Source organism: Streptomyces sp. NPDC002088 (assembly GCF_040296605.1).
GTDB lineage: Bacteria > Actinomycetota > Actinomycetes > Streptomycetales > Streptomycetaceae > Streptomyces.
Genome location: NZ_JBEOXO010000023.1, coordinates 137595 through 159745, shown reverse-complemented (window position 1 = coordinate 159745; position 22151 = coordinate 137595). Strand labels below are relative to the sequence as shown.

The following is a 22151-nucleotide window of genomic DNA, read 5'->3' as shown; positions in this document are numbered from 1 at the left end:
CCCGAGCGCACTCCCCTGGCTGGTGGCTGTTTCCTGCGCAGGAGGCAGGCCAGCGTGCGACTCTCCCTGGTGAACGGCCACAGCCCGACCTTCAAGAACGCTCGCTCAGCCTCGCGGAGACGCTCGCCCTCCAGTTCTGACACCCGAATGAAGGCCCCCTGGCGTCCTGTTCTCTGCTCCCTCGATATGCCATGCGGCTCGGGTTGGTCAGCGCCCGCATCGTCGTTTCCGCGCGCAGGGCCTTCGGGCTTGTGGCGCTTGTACGACATCGCTCACCAGTAATCAGAGTTCGTGGGCCCTTTCGTGGCGCGGCTCGTAGAGTCCCAGCTCACCACCGCCCGGCAGCCGGATCGCGGTCTTGAGCCCCCACCCGGCGTTGGTGACCGGGGCGCACTCGACCCCCTTCGTCGAGAGCTCATCGACCGTGGCTTTGACGTCATCGCACATCAGGAACAACTCGTGTGACGAACCGTCGGCAGGGTGGACTGCTACTTCGGCGGGAGGCAGCTTGAAGATGAGCCAGCCCTGACCAGCATCGATGTGTGGATACCCCAGAACATCCCTGAAAAAGGCGCGATCCGCCTCCGCGTCCTGGCTGTAGAGGATGACGTGCGCGCCGTTGATCATGCCTGAACGGTACCCAACTCCGGGGATGGAGCCCAGCAACGGCGCATCAACCAGCCTGCTTAAGCCAAACCCGCAACAGTTGAAGACCCTTATGCAGTTACCGAAGCGTCTTCCGGTGCGCGGGCGCCGAGGATGGCGAGACAGTTGCCCCACAGGGGGTTGAGGCGTTGGGTGTCGTTGTACAGCTTGGCGAACAGTACTTGGCCTTCGAGTTGGGCCACGACGGATCGGGCGGCCTCGTGGGTATCGCCGACCGCGACTTCCCCTCGCTCCAGGGCTTCCCGTACGACTTCTTCGACCATGTTCACCTGCGCGTCGAAGATCTCCTGCAGGCGTTCACGGATGGCTTCGGTCTGGTTGCTCATCTCCAGGGTCAGGTTGCCGAACATGCACCCTGAGACAGTTCCACAGCTTTGCTGTCCTGCGCGCTGGCCTGCCTCGGTCTCCTCGAACAGCTGACGCAGTCGCTGAAGCGGCTCTGCGTCGCTGCGCAGGATGCGGGCCCAATCGCTGCACTGGATGGCCCAATGCTCGTCCAGAACAGCCAGGGCGAGCGCTTCCTTGGATTCGAAGAAGTGGTAGAAGCTCCCCTTCGGCACGCCCGCGGCCTTGCAGATCTCGGCGGTACCCAACGCGGAGTAGCCCCGCAGCTCAAGGAGCGACTGCGCGGCGCTAAGGATCCTCTCCCGGGCGTTGCTGGTGCGTCCCATGGGGTCAGTATACGACCGATCTACTACTCCAGAAAATGGACTGTACCGCCGGCGAAAAAGCGGCCGAGGCTGTTGAAGCGCGTGACATCCTCCCCCACAGCGACATCACGGTCCGGTCGGCCGCGGTGCGGCCGGGTGTCCGGCCGACGGAGACCGGCAGGGGCCGCCGTCTTCGCCGTGGCGAATCCCGAGCCGGAGATCCAGCCCGGGGCAGATCAGAAGTGCTCGGCGGTCGTGGTCACGGATGCTTGTCGAGTACGGCCACCGGCACCGTGCCGAAGGCCTCCGACATGGCCTCGACCAGCAGCAGGCCCCGGCCGCCGGTCGACTCCCAGTCCACGATCACCGGCTTGGCGGGCGCGCGGGGCGAGGACTCGCTCACGCTGACGCGCGCCCGGTCCCCGCGGAGCATCAGGTCGGCCTGGACCGGCCCCTGGGTGTGCACCAGCGCGTTGGTGACCAGTTCGGACACGACCAGCAGCACCGTGTCGGCCGCCTCTTCGATCTTCCAGCGGCGCAGGGTGCGCGCGGTGAAGCGGCGGGCGTGCATGACGGCGTCGGGCAGCCGCGGCGGCTGTCATCGGTGGCACAAGCCTGTTCGGGGGGCGTGGTACGACCTGGTCCGCGGTGCTCGGCATGCTGGTCATCCAGTCGGTCGCCTCGGGCATGGCGATCACGGTCACTCCCCCTGCGGTCCAGTTCGTGATCACGGGCGGGGTCCTCTTCGCCGCAGTGGTCATCGACGCACTCTCCCGACGCTCGCAGGAGGCACACGGACGCGCTTGACGCGGTCGATCTGCGTCAGTGCGGCAAGTCGGCGGGCCGCTTCCCGACGTGGGGCCGACCGGACCACGGTGGCCCGGGCCGTACGGTCGGTGCCAACGGGTCAACCGCGCGGTCGCCTACCGTGGAAGCATGAGCGAGATCGTCGTCGTGTACGAGCTCGACAAGCCGGTAGCCACGGGCACCTCCGCGGGCGGTCGGCGTGGTGAGGAACGGAGCGTCCGCCGGGTGCACGCGGCGCCCGCCGCTCCGGGGGCGCCCACCGCGACCGGACCGCGGACCCTCTGCGGCAAGGACACCTTCGCCATGGAGACAGCATGCTGGAAGCCGTCCGGTCACCCTGGGGCGCCATGGTGCCCCGCGGAGTACGCATCCGTGGTCTGCCCCGACTGCGATGCTGTGATGGAGGCCTGACCGGCGAGCCGACCTCCCCGACGTCGTTGCCTCGAGGGAGCCCTACGCCATACCGCCAGGCGCGGCATCCGCCTCAGGAGCGGGTGGCCGGGACGGGGTGCGGTCGGCCCGGCTGGTCACATGATGGTCGGCCCGTCTCGTGTTCCGGACGGCCTGACGATGCCGGGCGCACACTGGAAGCGGAAGGCCAAGCGCCATGAGCCGAATCTGGAGGTGGGCCATGAGCACCCTCGAAGAACAGGTCGAGGTCGGAGTTCCGATCGACAAGGCCTGGGACAGCCTCCACCGGTTGGAGAGCTATCCGGAGTTCGTGGAAGGAGTCCGCGGTGCCCGTACGGAGGCGGGAGGTCGAGCGCATCTCGATGTCGAGGCCGGCGGCCGGGCCCGGGAGTTCGACGCCGAGGTCTCCGACCGCGGGCGGGAACGCGTGATGGAGTGGCACACCACGGCCGCCCCCGAGCTGGCGGGTTCCTTCTCGCTGCAGCCGATCGACAAGAACCGCACCCGGGTCCAGGCACGACTCGAGTACGACCCCGACACGATCAGGGAGACCTTCGGCGGGCCGAAGGGATTCGCCCAGGCGAACGCGATCGAGCGGCACGTCCGCAGCGATCTGGAGCATTTCAAGGAGTACGTGGAACGAGGGCGGTGAGCGGTAGGAAGGGCAACGAAAACAAGGAGAGGATGCGCATCGCGCGGCCGCCTTGGTCGGCAGTACGGCCTGTTCAGGGAGCGGGCTCCTGCCGACAGTCGCCCGCGCTGCCGTCGGGCATCTGAATGCTGCGGCCGCCGCCCTGCCGGAACACCGGGTTTCCCGCCTCGCCGGATCGGAGCGTAGTTGAGCCGGCTGTTCCCCGGAGCCCCGGTGGGGGCGCCGCCCCAGCAGAGTGGGTGGCGCCCCGGTCGGCTGGGTCAGGACACGTCTGTTTGCAGGTATGGGGTCAGGCGGACGGGTCCGATCAGGCCGTGGTCCTGGCGGGCGACAGCCCCGAACACTGCGGGCTGGGCCACCCGGAGACGGTTGATCAGTGGGATCGCGACCTCCACCTCGATCAGATTGGCGCCCCGACGCAGCAGGCCCGGTCCGAGGTCGATGACGGGGTTGAGCCGGTTGACGGGAGGAAGTGGTGTGCCGTTGACCGTGATCCGGCAGGTGTCACTGACCTTGCCGAGCTCCAGGTGGGCGCCGTGGGAAGGGCTCCAGTCGGAGGGCAGGTCGAGCGTGGTGCGGTAGCGGCCGATCCCGGCGCTGTCGGCGAGTTCGGGGATGTTCGACCACGGCAGGAGTGTGTCGAGGGTGAGGGAGACGTCGACGCGTTCCGTGCGGTTCGGGGTGGGGTCGGGACGCCAGTCCTCGACGTCCAGTTGCCACCGGGCAGGGGTGACTGTGGCCGGCAGGGACGGGACCGTGGTGGTGACGGTCCGGCCCCGGTTCAGCCGGGTGGTGTAGGTGCCGGGCGCGCTCGCGCGTACGGCCAGGTGCTCGCCGGTGAAGAGGGCGCTGTCGGCGTCGGTGGCGACGACGTTGCGGCCGGGAGCCGTGACGGTCGCCGAAGAGTCCGGGACGCCCCAGCGCGGTGATCGTCGACTCGCCCGGCTGCAGCCTGATCCGCACGGTGAAGTCGTCGCCGTCCTGGGTGTACTGGGCAAGCCGGACGGCCTCGCCCGACCAGGGGTCGAGAAGGTAGGGCACCGTGCTGCCCGAGCCGTTGCGGCGCAGAGTGACCTCGTGGTCGACGGCGGCGACGGGCGGCTTGACGGATTCCGCGTGCTTGCCGTTGCAGAAGTAGTAGTAGTCCGCTTCCGCTGTCGCGCGATGGGCGTTCAGGAGGGTGGAGGAGGTGGCGTAACGGGCGTCCGGGGTGACGCCGAGCCGGGCCAGAGCGTCCCCGACGGCTGCCTTGTCGGTGACGAGGGCGACGTTCGGCAGAGCGAGCAGCCGGGCGAGGATGTCATGGAGCCGGTCGGCCTCGCCGTCGGCGGGGACGCCCGGGGTCAGGCCCTGGTCGAAGGCGCCCAGTAGGACGACGGGCAGTCCGGCCCGGGCCGGCGCGAGGATCTTGCCGGCGTCGTCGACGGAGAGAGTGGGCGTGGAGCCGTGGAAGAAGTCGCCTTCGACGAACAGTCAGGCGCCGAACCGGCTCCGACCCCAGCACCGGCACCGACGTCTGATCGCGCACCGGCCGGACCACGTCACCGCCGGCGAACCGCCATGTCGACGTCCACCGCCGCGGCCCGCCCTCGCCCAGCATCAGCCGCCCTCGTCCAACATTCAGCCGCTCGCGTACGGCGTCAGCGATGGAGTACGGGGCAATCAGCTGATCCAGCCCGCACCGATCCGACTGCACCAGGTTCGCCCCAGCCCGGGCAGGCTGCGCAGCTCGACGATCCGCAAGAGTCGCGCGCTCTACTTGGCGGAAGGTCGTTCCTTGTTGCCACCTGCGGCTGCTTTCGCGTGGCGGGCGGACCTCAGCTCTTGACGGCCTCTGCGATCTGCAGGGCGGCCTGGGCGGGCGTGAGGTGCGTGGTGTCGACGACCTCGGCCTCGCCGTGCAGCCACGTGCGGGCCGCCTCGGCGTAGGGCTCAAGGTATTTGAGACGGAATGGGGAGTTGGGGCCAAGAACAGTGTCGCCCGCGATGCGTCCGCGGAGGGTGTCCTGGTCAGCGTGGAGGACGAAGTGCCTTACTGGGATGGCATGTTGGGCGAGGCCCGTGCTGATCTCGCGCCAGTACTGCTCGACCAGGACGGTCATGGGCATCACCAGAGTGCCGCCGGTGTAGTCGAGTACGCGACGGGCGGTCTCGACTACGAGCGGCCGCCACGGCGGCCAGTGCTGGAAGTTGTCCGTCGCGGGCAGTCCCGGCGTGATGTCCATGAGTGTCTCGCCGACCTTCTCGGCATCGAACACCCGTGAATCCGGAATCAGTTGCTGCACGAGTGCACTGGTCGTCGTCTTGCCCGCGCCGTGGGTGCCATTGATCCATACGATCACGGGACCTGATGCTAGCGCCGTGCGGGCCGCGGGAACGGGCACGGCAGAAATCAGGCACGGCTACGGCGTTTCCCGGGGTGGTGTCAACCTTCGAGATCAGGTGTCACCTGTCTCGAGTCGCAAGGACGAATCACCCAGTGCGCCTTTGTGGCCAAGTGGCGCTGCGAGTGGCCAACCGTCGCTGCGAGTCACGGCAATAAATCGGTCGACCAAGGTATGTTTCGAATGCGTGCACGAAAAGGGTCGAGGGCTGCCCGCACGGCCCCCGGCCCTGGTCGGTGCCCGGATCCGTTGCCGGGCACCCGTACCGGCCAGGTGGAGTACCCCACTCGGAACCTGGACGGCGTCTTGAATCTCGCGATGCCGGCGGTCCGACCCCGCCCTGTATGTGTCGGGGGGCGCTGCAGGGCGAGGCCGAGCCGGGGCCCTGGCGGACGTACGCCGGCCGAACGGACCAGTAGTGGTGACCGAGACCCGGCAGGTCAAGGGTCAGGACACGGTCTTCGCCCTCGGTGACATCACCGACGTCGCCGAGCCCAAGCAGGCCACTGCGGCGAACCGCCACGTCGAGGTGGTCGCGGGCGACATCAAGGCACAGGTCGAGGGCAAGCGAGAACTCGCCGCCTACCAGCCGCGCCCGGCCGCCGTCATCCTCCCCCTCGGCCCGACCGGGGGAGCGGCCCAGTTGCTGGGCAGGGGAAACGCCGGCCCCGACGCCACCTCCCAGTTCAAGGGCGCGGACCTGTTGACGGGCCGACTCGGCCAGCTGCTCTGCGCGTCTACGGCACCGCCGAACTCGTCGAGCGCCAAGGATACTTCGGGACGGCGGCGTAAACCCGCTCCCGTGTGACGCGTCATCGAAGATCATGGAGGTACCGGTGGGACTGCGCACCCGAATTGCGGACGAGCTCAAGGCGACCGTGCACGGCGGAGAGCTCAAACTGGAGCGTTACACGGGGCCGCCCGGTGATCCCGGACTGCTCGGGATCGCCCCGGACAGCCCCGCATGGCGGGTGCACGGCCATCCGACGGGGATGCTCACCGGCGGGTTCGCGGCGCTCATGCTGCAGTCCCTGCATCCGCTGGCGATGGCCGGGGTCGACCAGCACTCGGACTTCCGCACCGACCCCATCGGCCGCCTCATCCGCACCGCGCGGTTCATCACCACGACCACCTTCGGCTCGGAGCAGGCGGCGCGGGAAGCGATCGACCTGGTGCGGCGGATCCACACCCAGGTGCACGGGACCGCACCGGACGGCCGGCCGTATCGCGCGGACGACCCCGAGCTGCTGACCTGGGTGCACACCGCCGAGGCGTACAGCTTCCTGACGGGATACCAGGTCTACGCACAGCGCCGTTCGCGGCTCACCCCGGCGGAGTGCGGCACCTACTACGCGCAGGTCGCCCCCGTCGCCGAGGCGCTGGGCGCGGTGGAGGTGCCGCGCAGCACACGCGAGGTCACCCGCTATCTGGCCCGCGTGCGCCCCGAACTCCAGGTCACCCCCGCCGCGTTGGAAGCCCTGCGGTTCCTTCGAGGCTTCGGTCGTACTGGGCGGGAACGGCTGGTCGCGGGCCTGCTGATGAACGCCGCCGTGGGGCTGCTCCCGGGCTGGGCACGCGCGGAACTCGGCATCCACCGTCCGGTCCTGGTGCGCTCCGGCTGGGACCGGCCGGTGGCCACCGTGGTCGGCCGCGGGCTCGAGTGGGCTCGCGGCCCGTCCGAGATCCAGGCTGCCGCGCGGGCTCGTCTGGCCGCGGTGGCAGCACCAGGAGTACACGACGGGCCGCCCGCAGAGGGCCGCCCGCCATCCAACTGACGGCCTCTCGGGCTGTCACGTTCTTGGAGAGGACCCAACGTGTCGAACGATCCGAAGGCCGTCGTCAACCGGCTGATCGAGGACGTCATCAACGTCCACCGTCCCGACCTCGCCCACGAGGTGCTCCACCCGAAGCTCCAGCTCCGGCGTATGGGCATGCAGGGATCGGCGCAGTACCTCGGCAGCCTCTGAACTCAACGATCACAGAAGCCTCAGGTTCCATGAACAGGATCACGAGACACTAGGTGGTGTCCATGACCGATGGACCACTCGACGCACGCCTCCAGGACCGCTCCGTGCGTCTTCCGCCTGCCCCTCACCGGTGATCCCGGCCAGTCTCCTCCGACCGGAGGAGCGTGTGGTGACGGTCCCGTACCGCCGATTGCCGGAGCGGTAGACGGGTGCACGAGGCATGGAGAAATATGATTGTTTGTGTTCCCTCGAATTTCCTTTCCTCGCTTTCTGGGTAACTGTTGTTGTGTAAAGAAATAAGCGAGGACACAGAGATAGGCCAGGGCCATGCGTGCGTCGCTCATTCAGCTTTCCGTGGAGGCGTCCGAGACTGCGGAAGAGCGCAGAAGGCGCGCCGCCGCCCTCGTCCTCGAACGGGCCGGCGACGACCTGGTGATGCTCCCGGAAATGTGGACGGTCGGAGCCTGGGCCTACGAGGCGTGGGCCGACGGCGCGGAAGGACTGGACGGTCCGACAGCCGAGGCCATGTCCGCCGCGGCGCGCCGGGCCGGAGTATGGCTTCACGCCGGATCGATCGTCGAACGCGACAGTGACGGGACCCTCTACAACACTGCGCTCGTCTTCGACCGCGACGGCGCGCTGCGCGGCCACTACCGGAAGATCCACCGGTACGGCTTCGACACCGGGGAGGCGGTCCTCCTCGGGGCCGGACGCGAGATCGTCACCGTTCCCACGGACTTCGGAATGCTCGGCCTGGCCATCTGCTACGACTTGCGGTTTCCGGAACTCTTCCGGTCTCTGATCGATGCCGGAGCGGACATTGTGGCCGTGCCGGCGGCGTGGCCTGCGGAGCGGCTGGAGCACTTGCGGCTCTTCGCCCGTACCAGGGCGGTGGAGGAGCAGGTCTTCCTCCTGGCGTGCGTGGCCGCGGGCGAGCACGGCGGAGTGCGTCAGGCCGGACACAGCATGATCGTCGACCCCTGGGGCGACGTGCTCGCCGGAGCGGGCGACGGCGAGCAGACCCTGACGGAAGTTTTCGACATGAGGGACGTCGCGGCATACCGCACCCGTCTGCCGGTGCTCCGGGACCGCGTCCTGGCCGTCGCTGCACCGGGGACGCGCTGAGAGGCGGCTTACGGGCCGGTGCGGGACCGCATCCGTCACGTAGGTACCCGTCACGTATTCGAGGGCCTGCCCCTCCCACCCCGAAGCGTCATGCCGTGAGATTCGCACCGGTCGACTGACCGTCTTCCTCAGGCTGCCGGACTCGCCGGCCCATGCGGTCCATCTCCCGCCACTCCGGCCTGAGCGCAGTCAGGTTCGTGGTGAGGAAGTACGCGGCCCCGCCGGCGAGCAGCACCGGCATGAGTCCGGCGGACGCCACCGAGATCCCGGCGATCAGCCCACCCAGCGGGATACCGGCCCAGGCCAGCGAGTCACCGAGCGCGCTGACCCGGCCCAGCATCCGGCGCGGCACCCGCTCGAAGAGGACGGCCCCGAGCACCGGGTTGAGGAAGCCCGCACCGAATCCACTGACCGCGAACACGGCCAGCACCGCACCCATCGGCGCATCGAAAGCGAGGATCAGGAATTTCGGCGCTCCGGCCAACAGGAATCCGGTGAAGAACACCACCCGGCGCCGCAGCCGGTGCGCGGCCATCGCGGCGATCAGGCTCCCACCGACCGCCGCGGCTCCCATCACGCTGCCCGTCAGGCCGATCGCAGTCGGCCCGTTGCCGGACTCTCTGGCCCAGACGGGCAAGAGCACCGTGGCGAACCCCGCGTCCAGCAGGTTGGTGATTCCGACCATGACGATGACGGTGAGCAGCAACAGCTCGCCACGCAGGAAGGTGAAACCCTCGCCGAATCGTCGCCAGTAACCCGGTCCCGTGGCCCCCGCCTGCGAGGAGTCTTCCTCGACTGCATGCCCCATGCCCCGAGGCAGTGCCAGTCCGATGATCACCGATCCGAGAGCGAAGCAGCCCGCGTTGACGACAAGCCCTGTCAGGGGGCCCAGCAGCGTCACCAGGGAACCGCCGGCCGCCGGGCCGATGGTGGATGCGAGCCGCTCGGTCACGCCGGTCAGACCGGTGGCCCGCTCCAGCGGCACCCCGCTGCGCTCGGCCGCCTCCGGGACCATGACCTCCTTGGCGAGGTCGCCGGGGCCGCGGGCCGCGCCGATCAACGCGACCAGGGCCAGCAGCAGGGGAAAAGACAGCTGGTCCAAGGTGTGCAACAGGGGAACCGCGGCGGCCGCGGTGGCGCTGGCCAGATCGGTGGTCCAGGAAACGGCCCGTGGGCCGATCCGGTCGACCAGTGGCCCGGAGAACGCCTTGACCACCACGTAGGGAGTCATCTCACAGAAGGCGACCAGTCCGGTCTGGGTGGCGCTGCCGGTTGTGATCAGCACGAACCAAGGCAGGGCAACGGCCGAGACCCGGGTGCCGGTGAGCGACACGGCCATGGCCGCCAGCACCCCGCCCAGCGGCCGTAAGGACCGCCTGCTGGATATGTCGTCGGTGCCTGGGGCGTCCGCCATCACGACGTCTCCGTCCCTGTCGCCTTCTGAGGGCTGGACGCGCCCGCTGACGGGGCGAGCGCATCCGGTTCAGGCAGAATCTGCGTGATGACGCCGACCCGCTCGGCTCCCTCGGGGGCCCGCGCCGCCGCCTCGGGGTTATCCGGCCGGTAGCGGGCGATGACTTCCCTCAATTCCTGGTACAGGGTGGCGGTTTCCTCGGGCGTGAGCCGCAGGCCCCAGTCGCTCATGTCGAAGTTGTCCCGCCATGCGCGGGGCATCGTCTGAAGCTCGTTGAGCGTCTGCTGAGTGCGAAGCGTGTAGGTGGCGGCGACGGACTGCAGGTAGGCCAGCGCGGCCTCGGGTTCCCGGTCGGCCAGATTCAGGTCGTTGAACCACGTCCTTCGGTGCACCGAACGCCACCAGCGCTCTCGCGCGTTGCCGCGTTCCGTGTCCTCCTCGACGAACCCGGCCGCGCCGAGCTGGCGCAGATGGTAGCTGGCCGTGCCGGAATTCACGCCCAGTCGCTCCGCGAGACGGGTAGCCGTCGAAGGGCCGTACTTCCGCAGCAGCCCGACCAACTGCACGCGCACCGGATGCGCCAGGGCGCGCAGCCCCTTGGCATCAAGAACAACCGCGTCCGCTTCGACTTGCGGGCCCTTCGGCTCCGCGTCTGTGTCAGTCATGTCGCGCACTCTAGACCGCAAACAGTTCTTCGCGAAGACTTCTTCGCAAAGAACTGTTCGGCTTTTTGGGGACGCCCTGAGCGTCGACCTGCGGTCAGACTGCTCACGTGTAACTGAGCGTCAGCGGCGTCGTCATCGTGCGATTGGCCAGGCGGTGTGTCGTCGGCCGCAGCCCTGTGTCCAACCGGCCCCGACGCAGCGGGGCAGGGGTCCTGCGGCAGAAGCTCGGCCCTTCTACTGACACGGCAGCAGGCGTGCGGCCAGGTCGACGATGGTGTCGGGAGCCGGCGTTGCGTCGAGCTCGGCTCCTCGCTCGTCCGGTCCGAGGGGTTCGAGGGCGGCGATCTGCGAGTCGAGGAGCGATCTCGGCATGAAGTGGCCGGTGCGCCGGCCCAGCCGCTCTGCCAGTAGTTCGTGACTGGCTGTCAGGTGCAGAAAGAAGGCGCCCGGGCAGGCTTCTCGCAGGGTGTCCCGATAGCGTCGCTTCAGTGCGGAGCAGGCGACCACGCCACCGGTGTCGGCGGTGTCGTGCTCGTGCAGCCAGCGGCCTACGGCCTCCAGCCAGGGCTGACGGTCGGCGTCGTCCAGCGGGACACCGGCCGACATCTTGGCGATGTTGGCCGGTGGGTGGAAGTCGTCCGCCTCGGCGAAGGGAATGTCCAGCCGCTTCGCCAGCAGCCGGGCCACCGTGGTCTTGCCCGACCCGGAGACCCCGCTGACCACGATGCACCAGGAGCGAGGGTGGATGCTGGGCGACATCACGGTGCTTTCCTTCGATGACTGGCGCGGCGGCGGTTGTATTGCCGTTCAGGGCGATGGTGTCGAGGACCGGACCTGCCCGCGGGGGAGAGGCCCCGGGACTCGCCGGGTACGAGTGGTCGGGCACGGCTGTTGGCGAGTCGGGCGGCGGCAATCGGCTTGAAGCGGCCGGCGCGCCGGTGCCGGCTTGAAGCGGCCGGCGCGCCGGTGCCGGCTTGAAGCGGCCGGTGCGCCGGTGCCGGCGCCCAGACCGGCCGTCACACATCGCCCGATGGGGCCACCCCTTCGTGGAGCAGGTCCTCCCGCAGTCGGCCGGCTGCGTATGGCTGACGTGGCGGTGGCCCGTCCGAGCCGGCCGGGTACTCCTCCAGTGGAACGAGGTCCCTCTCCCAGGCGGCGAGTACAGGTGCGAGAACCCGCCACGCTTCCTCGGCCTCGTCGCTGCGGATGGACAGGGCGGGATCCCCGTTGAGGACATCCAGCAGGAGCCGTCCGTAGGCCGGCAGGTCGGGTGGTTCCATCTGCGCGGTCAGCGACAGCGGCGTAAGGGCGTGGGCCGTGGAACCGATGGCCGTCAGGTCCAGGATCAGCCCCTCTGGCTCCAGTCCGAAGCGAAGCACGTTGGGCTGGGCTTCTCCGCTGTGGCCAAAGGGCAGGTGAGGGACGGAGCGGAAGCGCACCGCGACCTCCTTGCGGTCCGTCTTGAGTGCTTTGCCGCTGCGGAGCCGGAATGTCGTCCCGGCCCAGCGCCAGCTGTCCAGTTCCAGTTCCACCTCGGCGAAGGTTTCCGTACGGCGCTGCGGGCTCACGCCCTCCTCGTCGGCGTATGCGGGAATGTCGTGATCACCGATCCGGCCGGGCAGGTAGCGCGCGCGGCGGGTGCGCTGCACGACGTCGTGCTCCGTGAGCAGCCGCACGGACCGAAGCACATCGACCTTCCGGTCGCGCAGGTCACGCTCGCCGAGGGTGATGGGCGGTTCCATGGCCACCAGGCAGAGCACCTGCAGTAGGTGGTTCTGCACCATGTCCTTGAGCGCCCCGACGGTGTCGTAGTAGCCGGCTCTGCCTTCCAGCGCGAGAGTCTCGTCCCAGACGATTTCCACCTCGGAGATGTGGGTGCTGTTCCAGATGGGCTCCAGCACGCGGTTGGCGAGCCGACTGCCGAGCACGTTCTGGACGGTCGTCATGGCCAGGAAGTGGTCGACCCGGAACACGGCCTGCTCGGGTACCAGGTCGGCCAACAGTCGGTTCAGCTCCTGTGCGCCGGCCAGGTCTTCACCGAAGGGCTTTTCCAGCACGATCCGGCTCCCTGCGGGCAGGCCCGCCTGGTGCAGAGCGGTCACCACGGCGGGGAAGAGAGCCGGGGGGAGGGCGAGGTAGACGACGACGGGACCCTCACCGGCAATGACTGAGGCAACGTCAGCGGGGTCCGTGACGTCGGCCCGTTGATAGCGGGCAGCGCCCGCGATCGCTGCCTTGGCGTCGGCGGGACAGTGCATGGCATGGCGGTCGATCTGCGCGGTCACCCATTCCCGGTACCGTGCGCCGTCCCACTCTTCCCGGCTCGCGCCCGTCAATTGGAAGTGGTCGCCGAGGACCCCTGCCTCCCTCAGCGCGACCAGTGCCGGCAGTAGGTAGCGTGCGCTGAGGTCACCCGTCGCTCCGAAGATCACGAGCCGGTTGATCATGCGTTGACGCCTGCTTTCGCTCGAGCGAGGTTCACACCACTGGCGGTGATCCCGATGTGGCTGAATGCCTGAGGGAAATTGCCCATGAACGCTCCAGTGGACGGGTCGATCTGCTCCGACAGCAGCCCGAGCGGGCTCGCGCGCGCACACAACGAGGCGTACAGCGTCTCGGCCTCGTCGACCCGACCCTGGGCGGCCAGGTTGTCGACCAGCCAGAAGCTGCACAGCACGAAGGCGCCCTCGTCGCCGGCCAAACCGTCGGGTGACTCATCGTGCAGGTAGCGGTAGAGCAGGCCGTCACCGGCCGACAGACGTTCGGCGACGGCCGTTGCGGTGGCCACCATCCGCGGGTGATCGGCCGGGACAACCTGGCGCAGCGGAAGCGCGAGCAGGCTGGCATCGACAGCGCCGCCGCCGTCGAGATGCGCGCTCAGGGTCTGCGCCTCCTCGTCCCAGGACCTCTCGAGGATGAGCCGGCGAAGCTCGTTGGCCAAAGCTCGCCACTCGGCGACCTTTCCGGGCAGGCCGAGCCTCTCGCCGATCGTCGCAGCCCGGTCCAGGGCCACCTGGCACATCCCGGCCGAGTACGTGAACACCCGGCCTTCGTTGCGCACCTCCCAGATCCCCTGGTCCGGCTGTCGCCACGCCTGTCCTGCGGCGTCGGCCAGCTTGGCGAGGTTGGCCCACAGCGTCGGCTGGATGTCCCCGCCCAGGCGAAGCCACTGGTCGGCGCAGTCCAGGATCTCGCCGTAGACGTCGTGCTGACGCTGGTCGGCGGCTCCGTTGCCCCAGCGCACCGGAGTGGAGCGCTGATAGCCCTCCAACTCGGTGTCCTCCACCTCGTCGGGCACCAGGCTGCCGTCGAGGGCGTACATGATCCGGGGCCGCCGACTGGACTCGAAGGCGTCGAGAACCCATCCGAGAAAGGCGTCGGCCTCCCCGCCGAAGCCGATGCGGCGCAGCGCGAACACGGCGAAGGCCGCGTCCCGGATCCAGGCATAGCGGTAATCCCAGTTGCGGATCCCGCCGATCGGTGCGGGCAGGGAGGAGGTGGGTGCCGCGACGAGCGAGCCGCTGGCCCAGTCGTCGCACAGTTTCAGTGTGATCGCCGCGCGACGGACCAGCGGCTCCTCAGGACCGTGGTACTGGAAATGTCCCATCCAGCGGCGCCATGCGCCGGCGGTGCTCCGCAGCATCGCGTCGGCGTCGAACCGGTGATGGCGGTGGAAGCGGCCCCAGGACAGCACGAGATCGAGGCGTTCACCCTGGCGCAGGTCATGGGTGCAGTGCAGACCGGTCAGGGGACGGTTGGAGCGCAGATGGAGCCGCAAGTCCGGCCGCCGAGACGGTCGAACCTCCAGCCCGCTGAACAACGCCTGCGCCTGCCCGCCGCCCCGCGGCTCCAGGTCCATCCGCAGGCGTACGGTCCCGTCCAGGACCACAGCCGTACGGACGAGCTCGGCTCGGTCGGCAGGGGCGTCATCAGTGAGGTCGGCCCCGGAGCGCAGGACCAGCGCATCGGTGACGCGGACCAGGCCTGTGGCGCTGCGCAACTCGGTCGTCAGCACCCCGGTGTCAGGTTCGTAGCGCTGCCGCGCCTCGACCAGCTCCTCCGGAGCCAGGGTGAAATGCCCGCCGCGTGCGCGGTCCAGCAAGCCGCAGAACAGAGGGTCAGCATCAAAGCGGGGAAGGCACATCCACGGAATGGAACCGTCGAGGCCGACCAGCGCAGCCGTCGCGCCGTCCCCGATGAGGCCGAGATCCTCCAGCGGCAGATAGCCCTCCCGCCGGCGCACCGGCCGGAAAGGGGGGTCGGGGTCGTGCATGCCGTATCTCTTTCTGCAGCGCCGAGTTGGCCACCGACCCATCCGGCTAGAAGGCGATCATTACTTTAACGACGTTGTCGAGTTTCTTGTCGGAGACCTCGAATGCCCGGTCCATGTCGTTGAAGTGAAATTCGTGGGTCGTCAAGTGCGAGGGATCGACAAGTTGTGCTTCCAGCACCCGCAGCAGTCGCTCCATGCGCAACCTGCCTCCAGGGCACAGTCCCGTCGCGATCGTCTTGTCGGCCATTCCAACACCCCACTCGACCCGGGGGATGCGCACAAATTCTCCCTCTCCGAAATAGCCGACATTGGAGACCGTACCCCCGGGCTTCGTGATTTTGACCGCGGTCTGGAACGTCCCGTCCGCGCCAAGCGCCTCGATGGCGGTGTCGACTCCCTCGCCCCGCGTCAGCTCAAGGATCCGCTCTACAACGTTCTCCCTGGTGAAGTCGACGATCTCGCCCGCTCCGTACGTGCGCGCGAGTTTCTGCCGATCGGGAACGGACTCGACTCCGATGACAAGGCCGGCACCGCGGAGCCTGGCACCCGCGGTCGCCATCAGACCCACGGGGCCCTGGGCAAGGACAGCCACGGTTCCGCCGATCGGGATGTTCCCCTTCTCCGCCCCCATGAAGCCGGTCGACAGCATGTCAGCGCAGTAGACCGCGGTTTCATCACTGATGGTGTCGGGGATTTTCGCGAGATTGGCATCGGCATCGTTCACGTGGAAATATTCGGCGAATACCCCGTCCTTGGAGTTCGCGAACTTAAAGCCTCCGAGGGGTCCTCCGGACTGCGACGGGTACCCGTTCTGAGAGGCCGGGTCACCCCAGTCGGGGGTGATGGCGCCGACCAGCACACGGTCGCCGGGCCGGAAGTCCTTCACCTCGCTGCCCACGGCATGCACGATGCCTACCGCTTCGTGGCCCAGCGTGAGGTTCTCTCGCGGACCGATGCCGCCTTGGACGGTGTGGGAGTCGGACGTGCAGATCAGGGCTCGGGTGGTCTGTACGACAGCATCGCCCGGACCCGGCTGCGGAACGGGCTTCTCCATGAATCCCACACGCCCGATCTCCTTCATCACGAATGCCTTCACCTGTCTGTCCTTCTTCCTGGCACACCGCCGCCGCAGCATCGGCGTGTCAACTCGAATCGGCCCGGGCATCCGGCGGCCGGCATCGGCCGCTCGCTCTGTCACTGTCCCAAGGGCGGAGCCTGCTCGCGACCCGACCGCGCCGACGGTAGAGCCACCGTGGTGAAGTGGACTGGCCTGCGCGCACGGCATGCAACGTTGTCTTCGTCTGACGGGAGAGAGCTCATGCAAGAGGCGGCTCTCACCGCGTGGGGCTGGTCATGCCTTGCCGCGGACGACTGTGACGGGGCAGTGCGCGTGGTGCAGCAGTGCCTGGCTCACCGAACCCAGGAGCAGTCCGGCAAAACCGCCGCGCCCCCTGGCTCCGACGACCAGGAGCTGGGCAGTCCTGCTCGCCTCGATCAAAGCTTCGCGGGTTTCACCGCTCACCACCTCGAGTCTGACCGTGACGTCCGGATATCTCTCCGTGCGGCCGGCAACTGCCTGAGCCAGCAGACGCTCCGCGCTCTCAGTGCCCGTGCCGGGCGGCGCATAGTCCGGCAGCCACGCGTGCACGGCCACGATCTCAGCCCCGCGCAGCGCCGCCTCGGAGAAGGCGAAATCGACCGCTTTCTCGCCGACTGAGGAGCCGTCGACGGCCAGCACGATCGGCCCGGCGCCGGCCGGTTCCTCGCGGACCACCATCACCGGACACTGGCCGTGTGAGGCCAGGGACACCGCCGTTGATCCCAGCAGCATGCCGATGAAGCCCCCCGTACCCCTGGAGCCGATGACCACCAGGTCCGCGGCTCGTGATTCGGCCTCCAGCACCGCCACCGCGTCGCCGGTCACCACGGCCTCGGCGACCTCCAGCTCAGGCGCCACGCTCCGGGCATGCTGCGCAGCCTCGTGCACCAGGCGATTGAGCGGCGACGGGTCCAGCGGCGCATACATGGGCCTGACAGGCCAGCTGAAGGCGTGCACCACACGCAGCTCCGCACGACGCCGCTGGGCTTCCGAGGCGGCCTGTTCCACCGCGGCAAGACTCGATGACGAGCCATCCACTCCTACGACGACCAGATTGCCCACCGCTCCTCCACTACTCGCTTCGGCTTCCAAGCTTCACTCCGGCGATGCGTTGCTGCCATCTGGCCAGGCATCCGGCGGCAGCCACATTTCACCCGCCGCACATGTGCGCATGGTGGGTTCGACGACCCGCGGGCAACAGCAGGCATGCTGCGCATGCGGTCGGCGGCCGCTTCGACGACCGGGCTCTTCGCCGCACCTGCACCAAATGGGTGTGCGCTGCGGGCCTCGCTGCCTCACTGGGTTGGACCACCCTACGAACTGCGTCCCCTTCATGGGGACCGGTAGATGGCCCACCGCCCTCACGCTTGCCCGGAACGCTGACGCTGGGCGCGGCCCACCTCGTACTCGACCGGCTGATGAAGATCAGCGGACTCCGACGTTCACCCGGTATGGGTGAGAGACAGGCTGACTGTCCCGGGCGAGATGCGGTGCCCCGGTGCTCACGCTCTGGTGGCGAGGGGGCGCCAGGCGTTCCAGCCGGCCATGGAGACCGACAACGTCCTGGGGGAGTTCCTGAAGGCCCGGCGGGGGCAGGTGCCGCCTTCGCGCGACGTGCCCGCCTCTGGTCGGCGCCGGGTCGCAGGGCTGCGCCGGGAGGAGCCGGCCCGGCTGGCCGGTATCAGCGAGCCGTACCTGACTCGGCTGGAACAAGGCGTCGACCGGCACCCGTCACGCAGGTGCTGCGGGCGCTCGCGCGAGCACTGGAGCTGGACGTCGACACCTCGGCGCACATGTTCGTGCTCGCCGCCTCGCATCCGGTACAGCACGCGGAGACCGAGGACGTGCACCAGTTGCTCGACACGTGGGTGGGCAGTCCGGCGTACGTGCGCAACCGACGGTTCGACGTGCTGGCGGCGAACAAACAAGCTCGCGCGCTGGCACCGATGTACGAGCCCGGGCACAACCTGGCCCGGGACATGTTCCTCGACCCTGACATCCGTCAACTGCTCCCCGACTGGCCGGAGATCGCCGCGCAGACCGTCGCTGCCCTGCGAGCCGAGGCCGACCCGCGCGACCCGAGGACCGCGCGTCTCGTCGCCGAACTGGAGGCGAACGACGACTTCCGCAGCCTCTGGGCGCGGCACGACGCGCGGCCCTCTCGTGATGAACTCAAGCGGTTCGTGCACCCGGTGGTCGGAGAGCTTGCCCTGCGGCGGCAGGCGCTCACCGTAGGGGGCGCAGAACAGCAAGTGATCATCGTCTACCAGGCGGCGCCCGGAAGCCCTTCCGCGGCCGCCCTCGTCCGGCTCCTGTGACGAACGTCCGGCATGGCCGGCGGCGTCGGAGGACAGCCTCATGTACGCCTGCTCGCCTCGGCGTTCAGCGGGGCGCGCGGAAGAACTCGGTGGGGTCGCGTGCGGGGCTGGCCGACGACGACCGAGAGCTTCCCCGGTAACCGGAACCGAAGACCTGCGCCACCCGGCGACACACCACACGCCCCGCGCCCAGGCGACGCAGGGCGTCCTCCCCCGCCAGACCTTCGGGTCCGGCGGGCCGGCGTCCGGAGGGACACGCTCCCCCAACTCTCGGCTGCGCTCGAGCCGGGGGGACCCCCATCCGGGCCGGCTGCGGCTGCCCCGCGCAGCCCACCGGCACCAGGGCATGACGACGATCAGCACACCCGCCCCCGGCCACAGTCCGGGGGATCCCCATCCAGCCGACACCGGCCACGCGGGGCAGCATGGGCACGGCATTCCACCTGCACGCTCACGCCACCCGCCCACGATGGGAAAACCCGTTGCCAGACACCACGTCTGACACAGGATCACTTAGCTGATCAGAGACGCTCGGCCCGCTGATACCCGCCCCCGCCCGCTTCGGCTTTCGGGGGACTGGGCGGTGCCGGATATTTCATGGGGGTGTGCCGTCGCGCCGCCGCGCTGCACCCCGGTTCACGCGCGGCTACTCTGACGCTGTACTTCGCTACTCCTTTTGCGGCTCATTACCCGTCGGGAGTCTCATGGCCACGTCCCAGCCCGTCGTCACGCCGCCCTCCAGGGCGGCGGTCTTCCTGGTGGCCACCGTGGCCCCCGGTGGTGAGGCGACCGTGCACGAGGGGCTCCAGGACCTGGCGGGTCTGACTCGCTCCGTGGCGTTCCGTTCCCCCGATGACGGCCTCACCTGTGTCGTCGGCGTCGGTTCCGAGGCATGGGACCGTCTCGTCGGCGGACCGCGGCCGCGCGAACTGCACCCCTTCCGGCCCCTGAAGGGCCCTCGCCACCGGGCGCCCGCGACGCCGGGAGACCTGCTCTTCCATCTGCGGGCCCGACGCATGGATCTCTGCTTCGAACTGGCCAGGCTGATCGTGGACAGGCTCGGCACCGCGGTGACGGTCGTCGACGAGGTGCACGGCTTCAAGTACTTCGACGAACGTGACCTGCTCGGATTCGTCGACGGCAGCGAGAACCCCGAGGGCAGGGCGGCGGCCGAGGCCGTGTTCATCGGCGACGAGGACCCGCCGTTCCGGGGCGGCAGCTACGTGATCGTGCAGAAGTACCTGCACGACATGGCGGCTTGGACGTCGCTGACCGTCGAGCAGCAGGAGCACGTCATCGGCCGCACCAGGTCGGTCAACGTCGAACTGCCCGACGACGTCAAGCCGGCCGACTCGCACGTTGCGCTCAACACGATCGTCGACGACAACGGCGCCGAGCAGAAGATCGTGCGGGAGAACATGCCGTTCGGACAGGTCGGCCGCAGTGAGTTCGGTACCTACTTCATCGGCTACGCGCGGACGCCCGCGGTGACGGAGCGAATGCTGCGCAACATGTTCATCGGCGATCCACCCGGCACCACGGACCGCATCCTCGACTTCTCCAGGGCCGTGACCGGCGGCCTCTTCTTCGTGCCGAGCGCCGGGCTCCTCGACGACCTTCCCACCCCGCCCCCCGAGGCTGCCTGCTTCGGAGACTCCCTTGCCTGACCACTTCACAGCCGAGCACCCCGAGAGAAGCGGAGGCGAACGACTTGGCGGGGCTCGGAGCGGCGTCCATGCCGCGCTTGGGTGACCCCAGGCCGCAGCCGCCCCGCCGATGCCGAGCAGGGCTCTGGTCGACGTCCTGTGGTTCATCGACGGCAGTGAGGACGAGCAGACGGATCCGGACGACGCCGTCAAGATCCTCGAGGGCGTCGCCCACCTGGTCACCAGGCTGTCGAGTGACCAGCGGGGCGAGTTGATCGACCCACTCGGGGCGATGGCCGCGGCGGAGGTCAATCCGGCTCGGCGCGAGTTCCTGTTCGAAGCGGGCGCGGGGCAGTGGGCAAGGACGGCCTTGAGTCGAAGGCGGTCGGTCTCAGTGAGAGTCTCCGGCCGGCTGAGAATCCATCCTGCGACGACGCGGGGTGACGCAGTGAACGCCTCGTGATCGTGGACGAGCTCGCGGCCACGAAGGTCGGGAAGGTAGGGAAGATCGACAAGAAGGCGCTGCGGGCCGGCATCGCCCGTCGTATGGAGTCCCAAGCCCGCGCGTGTCAAGGAGGGTTGGTCAGCGGCGGCCTCCGGAGGCTGTGTGTTCGTCCTCCGAAGGCCGCCGCCTGCTATGTGCCGGACGTCCGGGGCGGCGTCGCGTGGCGGTCGTGCAGGGCGAAGTCGGCGCGGATGACGCTGCCGGACCGCAGAAGCCTCCGCTGGATCACGGGCTTCCGGCCCGAGGACGACACGACGATGCTCAGATACCCCTCGGGAAGCCCGGTTACGGCGTACTCCCCGTTCGTGTTCGTCGCGGTGGACACCAACTGGTGCCCCTTGGCATCCATGACAGTCACTATGGCGTGGCCTATGGATTGCTGCTCGGCATCGCTGACGGTACCGACCAGAGCCGGCACGGGCTCGCCGAAGTGGTGAGCGTGGACGGGCAGAGCGGTCGGTGTGGGCGTCTCCAGAGAGGGATCGTCGACCGGCGGTTCGGTGACGTCCTCCTGCTCGCTCGCCGCATCCGGTCCGACGGAGGTGCGGCGGTGCCGCCATGCATCGAGCCCCAGCAGTGCGGCGCCGGCTGCGATCCACGCACACAGCACGAGGACGGGCTTGAGGACTCCTGCGCCGTCGAAGTACAGCTCTCCACGCAGGGCGTCCACGGCGTTTGCGAGGGGCATGACCGCGTGCACGTACTGGAAGAACGTCGGCAGCAGCGGGGCGGGTGCGACACCGCCGCTGGTGGGGATGCTCAGTACGATGAACAAGCCCATACCCACCGCGGGGAAGAACTGCTTGGTGAAAGGCGCCAGGCCGGAGGCGAACGTGGCCACCGCCGTGGTGAGCAGGAAGGCGATTGCCATGGCCCAGGGTTTGTCGGGGAGGTATCCGAGCCCTGTGCCGACGAGGTAGCCGACGATACTGAACAGGGCTGCGACGCCCATGATCGTCAGCAGCTTCCTCGGCCGGTTGAAGGTCACCGCGCGCAGCAGGGTCGTCGCCAGGATGTAGCCCGGAATGCTCCAGGCGATCCCGAAGTAGACCAGGGTCGTGCCCATCAGGTCCTTGCTGACGGTGGGCGCCACGTCCCGCACCGCCAACTGCCTGCCGTGTTCGGGCGCGACTGAGGTGAAAGCCTTGGTCAACGCCTGCTCGAGGGACATGCCATTGGCCTTCGCCACGTACAGGACGGGGCTGCGTCCGCCCGTGAACCCCGCCACGGCGTCCCGGTCCAGTACCGCCCGTCGAGCTTCCTGGGCATCCGCCACGGCGGTGATGTCGAAGCCGCCCGGATAGTGCCGCTGCAGAGCGGTGTCGACCTGGCGTTCGAGTGCGGGGCCGACGACCACCACCTTCGCGTGGTGTGGCTGTGGTGCGTGGAGGGCCGGGGCGAAGCAGAACAGAAAGCCCAGGAAGAGGGCCGCCGGAAACCACAAGGCCTCAGTAAGGGTCCTTGCCGCAGCGGCTCTCTGTGGGCGCTCGATGCGGTCGGCGTCGATCTGATGGCCGTCCGTCACTGTTCCTGGCATCCGGCTCTTTCCCTGGTTCTGCCGCCGGCGTC

General features: G+C 68.8%; 22 protein-coding genes and 2 pseudogenes. 11 read left to right on the top strand and 13 right to left on the bottom strand.

What is annotated here, in order from left to right; genetic code table 11:
- Positions 1 to 282: 282 nt before the first annotated feature.
- The 3 genes and pseudogenes from ABT114_RS37285 to ABT114_RS37275 form a co-directional block, all read right to left on the bottom strand.
- Positions 283 to 627, bottom strand: a complete 345-nt coding sequence (locus tag ABT114_RS37285) for a VOC family protein (RefSeq protein ID WP_351147747.1) — start codon at positions 625 to 627, stop codon at positions 283 to 285.
- A gap of 89 nt (positions 628 to 716) precedes the next feature.
- Positions 717 to 1337 (bottom strand): TetR/AcrR family transcriptional regulator, encoded by a 621-nt coding sequence (locus ABT114_RS37280; RefSeq protein ID WP_351147744.1) that lies wholly within the window; start codon positions 1335 to 1337, stop codon positions 717 to 719.
- Positions 1338 to 1575: 238 nt separating this feature from the next.
- Positions 1576 to 1905: pseudogene (locus ABT114_RS37275) on the bottom strand (ATP-binding protein); the annotation flags it as partial.
- Here ABT114_RS37275 and ABT114_RS37270 point away from each other — a divergent pair.
- The 3 genes and pseudogenes from ABT114_RS37270 to ABT114_RS37260 all read left to right on the top strand — a co-directional run.
- Positions 1899 to 2123: pseudogene (locus tag ABT114_RS37270) on the top strand (sugar ABC transporter permease); the annotation flags it as partial. The pseudogenes ABT114_RS37275 and ABT114_RS37270 overlap by 7 nt on opposite strands.
- 129 nt (positions 2124 to 2252) lie before the next feature.
- Entirely contained in the window at positions 2253 to 2534 is a 282-nt protein-coding gene (locus tag ABT114_RS37265) for a hypothetical protein (RefSeq protein WP_351147741.1), read from the top strand.
- A 220-nt stretch (positions 2535 to 2754) separates the two neighbouring features.
- Positions 2755 to 3186, top strand: coding sequence for an SRPBCC family protein (locus tag ABT114_RS37260; RefSeq protein WP_351147738.1), 432 nt, complete (start codon positions 2755 to 2757; stop codon positions 3184 to 3186).
- A gap of 260 nt (positions 3187 to 3446) precedes the next feature.
- On the opposite strand, the gene ABT114_RS37255 is transcribed toward ABT114_RS37260, so the two are convergent.
- Positions 3447 to 4184: a hypothetical protein gene (locus ABT114_RS37255; RefSeq protein WP_351147735.1), complete on the bottom strand. Its 738-nt coding sequence runs from the start codon at positions 4182 to 4184 to the stop codon at positions 3447 to 3449.
- A 166-nt stretch (positions 4185 to 4350) separates the two neighbouring features.
- Here ABT114_RS37255 and ABT114_RS37250 point away from each other — a divergent pair, with 166 nt between their 5' ends.
- Complete coding sequence (locus ABT114_RS37250) at positions 4351 to 4557, top strand: hypothetical protein (RefSeq protein ID WP_351147732.1); 207 nt, start codon at positions 4351 to 4353, stop codon at positions 4555 to 4557.
- 446 nt (positions 4558 to 5003) lie between these two features.
- Here ABT114_RS37250 and ABT114_RS37245 read toward each other — a convergent pair whose 3' ends face one another.
- Positions 5004 to 5528, bottom strand: a complete 525-nt coding sequence (locus tag ABT114_RS37245) for a P-loop nucleotide/nucleoside kinase family protein (protein ID WP_351147730.1) — start codon at positions 5526 to 5528, stop codon at positions 5004 to 5006.
- Positions 5529 to 5991: 463 nt separating this feature from the next.
- On the opposite strand from ABT114_RS37245, the gene ABT114_RS37240 reads away from it, so the two are divergent.
- The 4 genes from ABT114_RS37240 (at position 5992) to ABT114_RS37225 (ending at position 8662) form a co-directional block, all read left to right on the top strand.
- The gene (locus ABT114_RS37240) at positions 5992 to 6378 is read left to right on the top strand and encodes a hypothetical protein (protein WP_351147727.1); all 387 of its coding nucleotides are present in this window, start codon (positions 5992 to 5994) and stop codon (positions 6376 to 6378) included.
- A gap of 28 nt (positions 6379 to 6406) precedes the next feature.
- Complete coding sequence (locus ABT114_RS37235) at positions 6407 to 7345, top strand: oxygenase MpaB family protein (protein WP_351147724.1); 939 nt, start codon at positions 6407 to 6409, stop codon at positions 7343 to 7345.
- 39 nt (positions 7346 to 7384) lie between these two features.
- Positions 7385 to 7537: a hypothetical protein gene (locus tag ABT114_RS37230; protein ID WP_351147721.1), complete on the top strand. Its 153-nt coding sequence runs from the start codon at positions 7385 to 7387 to the stop codon at positions 7535 to 7537.
- 327 nt (positions 7538 to 7864) lie between these two features.
- Complete coding sequence (locus tag ABT114_RS37225; protein ID WP_351147718.1) at positions 7865 to 8662, top strand: nitrilase-related carbon-nitrogen hydrolase; 798 nt, start codon at positions 7865 to 7867, stop codon at positions 8660 to 8662.
- Between the two features lie 88 nt (positions 8663 to 8750).
- Here the strand turns inward: ABT114_RS37225 and ABT114_RS37220 are convergent, their stop codons facing one another.
- The 7 genes from ABT114_RS37220 to ABT114_RS37190 form a co-directional block, all read right to left on the bottom strand.
- Positions 8751 to 10076 (bottom strand): MFS transporter, encoded by a 1326-nt coding sequence (locus tag ABT114_RS37220; protein WP_351147715.1) that lies wholly within the window; start codon positions 10074 to 10076, stop codon positions 8751 to 8753.
- The gene (locus tag ABT114_RS37215; protein WP_351147713.1) at positions 10076 to 10741 is read right to left on the bottom strand and encodes an ArsR/SmtB family transcription factor; all 666 of its coding nucleotides are present in this window, start codon (positions 10739 to 10741) and stop codon (positions 10076 to 10078) included. Before ABT114_RS37215 ends, ABT114_RS37220 begins: the two co-directional genes overlap by 1 nt.
- A 234-nt stretch (positions 10742 to 10975) precedes the next feature.
- Positions 10976 to 11500 carry a gluconokinase gene (locus ABT114_RS37210; RefSeq protein WP_351147710.1) on the bottom strand — a complete coding sequence of 175 codons (525 nt, stop codon included), beginning with the start codon at positions 11498 to 11500 and terminating at the stop codon, positions 10976 to 10978.
- Between the two features lie 257 nt (positions 11501 to 11757).
- Complete coding sequence (locus tag ABT114_RS37205) at positions 11758 to 13188, bottom strand: glucose-6-phosphate dehydrogenase (protein ID WP_351147707.1); 1431 nt, start codon at positions 13186 to 13188, stop codon at positions 11758 to 11760.
- The gene (locus ABT114_RS37200) at positions 13185 to 15014 is read right to left on the bottom strand and encodes a glycoside hydrolase family 15 protein (RefSeq protein WP_351147704.1); all 1830 of its coding nucleotides are present in this window, start codon (positions 15012 to 15014) and stop codon (positions 13185 to 13187) included. Before ABT114_RS37200 ends, ABT114_RS37205 begins: the two co-directional genes overlap by 4 nt.
- Positions 15015 to 15060: 46 nt before the next feature.
- Entirely contained in the window at positions 15061 to 16110 is a 1050-nt protein-coding gene (locus ABT114_RS37195; protein WP_351147701.1) for an NAD(P)-dependent alcohol dehydrogenase, read from the bottom strand.
- Between the two features lie 255 nt (positions 16111 to 16365).
- Positions 16366 to 17175, bottom strand: coding sequence for a universal stress protein (locus ABT114_RS37190; RefSeq protein ID WP_351147698.1), 810 nt, complete (start codon positions 17173 to 17175; stop codon positions 16366 to 16368).
- A 677-nt stretch (positions 17176 to 17852) separates the two neighbouring features.
- Between ABT114_RS37190 and ABT114_RS37185 the strand changes: the two genes are divergently transcribed.
- The 3 genes from ABT114_RS37185 (at position 17853) to ABT114_RS37175 (ending at position 20540) form a co-directional block, all read left to right on the top strand.
- The gene (locus tag ABT114_RS37185) at positions 17853 to 18431 is read left to right on the top strand and encodes an MmyB family transcriptional regulator (RefSeq protein ID WP_351147696.1); all 579 of its coding nucleotides are present in this window, start codon (positions 17853 to 17855) and stop codon (positions 18429 to 18431) included.
- Between the two features lie 704 nt (positions 18432 to 19135).
- Positions 19136 to 20098 (top strand): Dyp-type peroxidase, encoded by a 963-nt coding sequence (locus tag ABT114_RS37180; RefSeq protein WP_351147694.1) that lies wholly within the window; start codon positions 19136 to 19138, stop codon positions 20096 to 20098.
- A 109-nt stretch (positions 20099 to 20207) separates the two neighbouring features.
- A complete protein-coding gene (locus ABT114_RS37175; RefSeq protein ID WP_351147691.1) occupies positions 20208 to 20540 on the top strand; it encodes a hypothetical protein in 333 nt (110 codons plus the stop codon).
- A gap of 172 nt (positions 20541 to 20712) precedes the next feature.
- Here the strand turns inward: ABT114_RS37175 and ABT114_RS37170 are convergent, their stop codons facing one another.
- Positions 20713 to 22119 (bottom strand): carboxypeptidase regulatory-like domain-containing protein, encoded by a 1407-nt coding sequence (locus tag ABT114_RS37170; RefSeq protein ID WP_351147689.1) that lies wholly within the window; start codon positions 22117 to 22119, stop codon positions 20713 to 20715.
- Positions 22120 to 22151 lie beyond the last annotated feature (32 nt).

Coding starts and splice junctions, on each gene's coding strand:
- ABT114_RS37285 (WP_351147747.1), bottom strand. CDS start 627: ATGATCAACGGCGCGCACGTCATCCTCTACAGCCAGGACGCGGAGGCG.
- ABT114_RS37280 (WP_351147744.1), bottom strand. CDS start 1,337: ATGGGACGCACCAGCAACGCCCGGGAGAGGATCCTTAGCGCCGCGCAG.
- ABT114_RS37265 (WP_351147741.1), top strand. CDS start 2,253: ATGAGCGAGATCGTCGTCGTGTACGAGCTCGACAAGCCGGTAGCCACG.
- ABT114_RS37260 (WP_351147738.1), top strand. CDS start 2,755: ATGAGCACCCTCGAAGAACAGGTCGAGGTCGGAGTTCCGATCGACAAG.
- ABT114_RS37250 (WP_351147732.1), top strand. CDS start 4,351: ATGGGCGTTCAGGAGGGTGGAGGAGGTGGCGTAACGGGCGTCCGGGGT.
- ABT114_RS37225 (WP_351147718.1), top strand. CDS start 7,865: ATGCGTGCGTCGCTCATTCAGCTTTCCGTGGAGGCGTCCGAGACTGCG.
- ABT114_RS37220 (WP_351147715.1), bottom strand. CDS start 10,076: ATGGCGGACGCCCCAGGCACCGACGACATATCCAGCAGGCGGTCCTTA.
- ABT114_RS37215 (WP_351147713.1), bottom strand. CDS start 10,741: ATGACTGACACAGACGCGGAGCCGAAGGGCCCGCAAGTCGAAGCGGAC.
- ABT114_RS37210 (WP_351147710.1), bottom strand. CDS start 11,500: ATGTCGCCCAGCATCCACCCTCGCTCCTGGTGCATCGTGGTCAGCGGG.
- ABT114_RS37205 (WP_351147707.1), bottom strand. CDS start 13,188: ATGATCAACCGGCTCGTGATCTTCGGAGCGACGGGTGACCTCAGCGCA.
- ABT114_RS37200 (WP_351147704.1), bottom strand. CDS start 15,014: ATGCACGACCCCGACCCCCCTTTCCGGCCGGTGCGCCGGCGGGAGGGC.
- ABT114_RS37180 (WP_351147694.1), top strand. CDS start 19,136: ATGGCCACGTCCCAGCCCGTCGTCACGCCGCCCTCCAGGGCGGCGGTC.
- ABT114_RS37175 (WP_351147691.1), top strand. CDS start 20,208: ATGCCGAGCAGGGCTCTGGTCGACGTCCTGTGGTTCATCGACGGCAGT.
- ABT114_RS37170 (WP_351147689.1), bottom strand. CDS start 22,119: ATGCCAGGAACAGTGACGGACGGCCATCAGATCGACGCCGACCGCATC.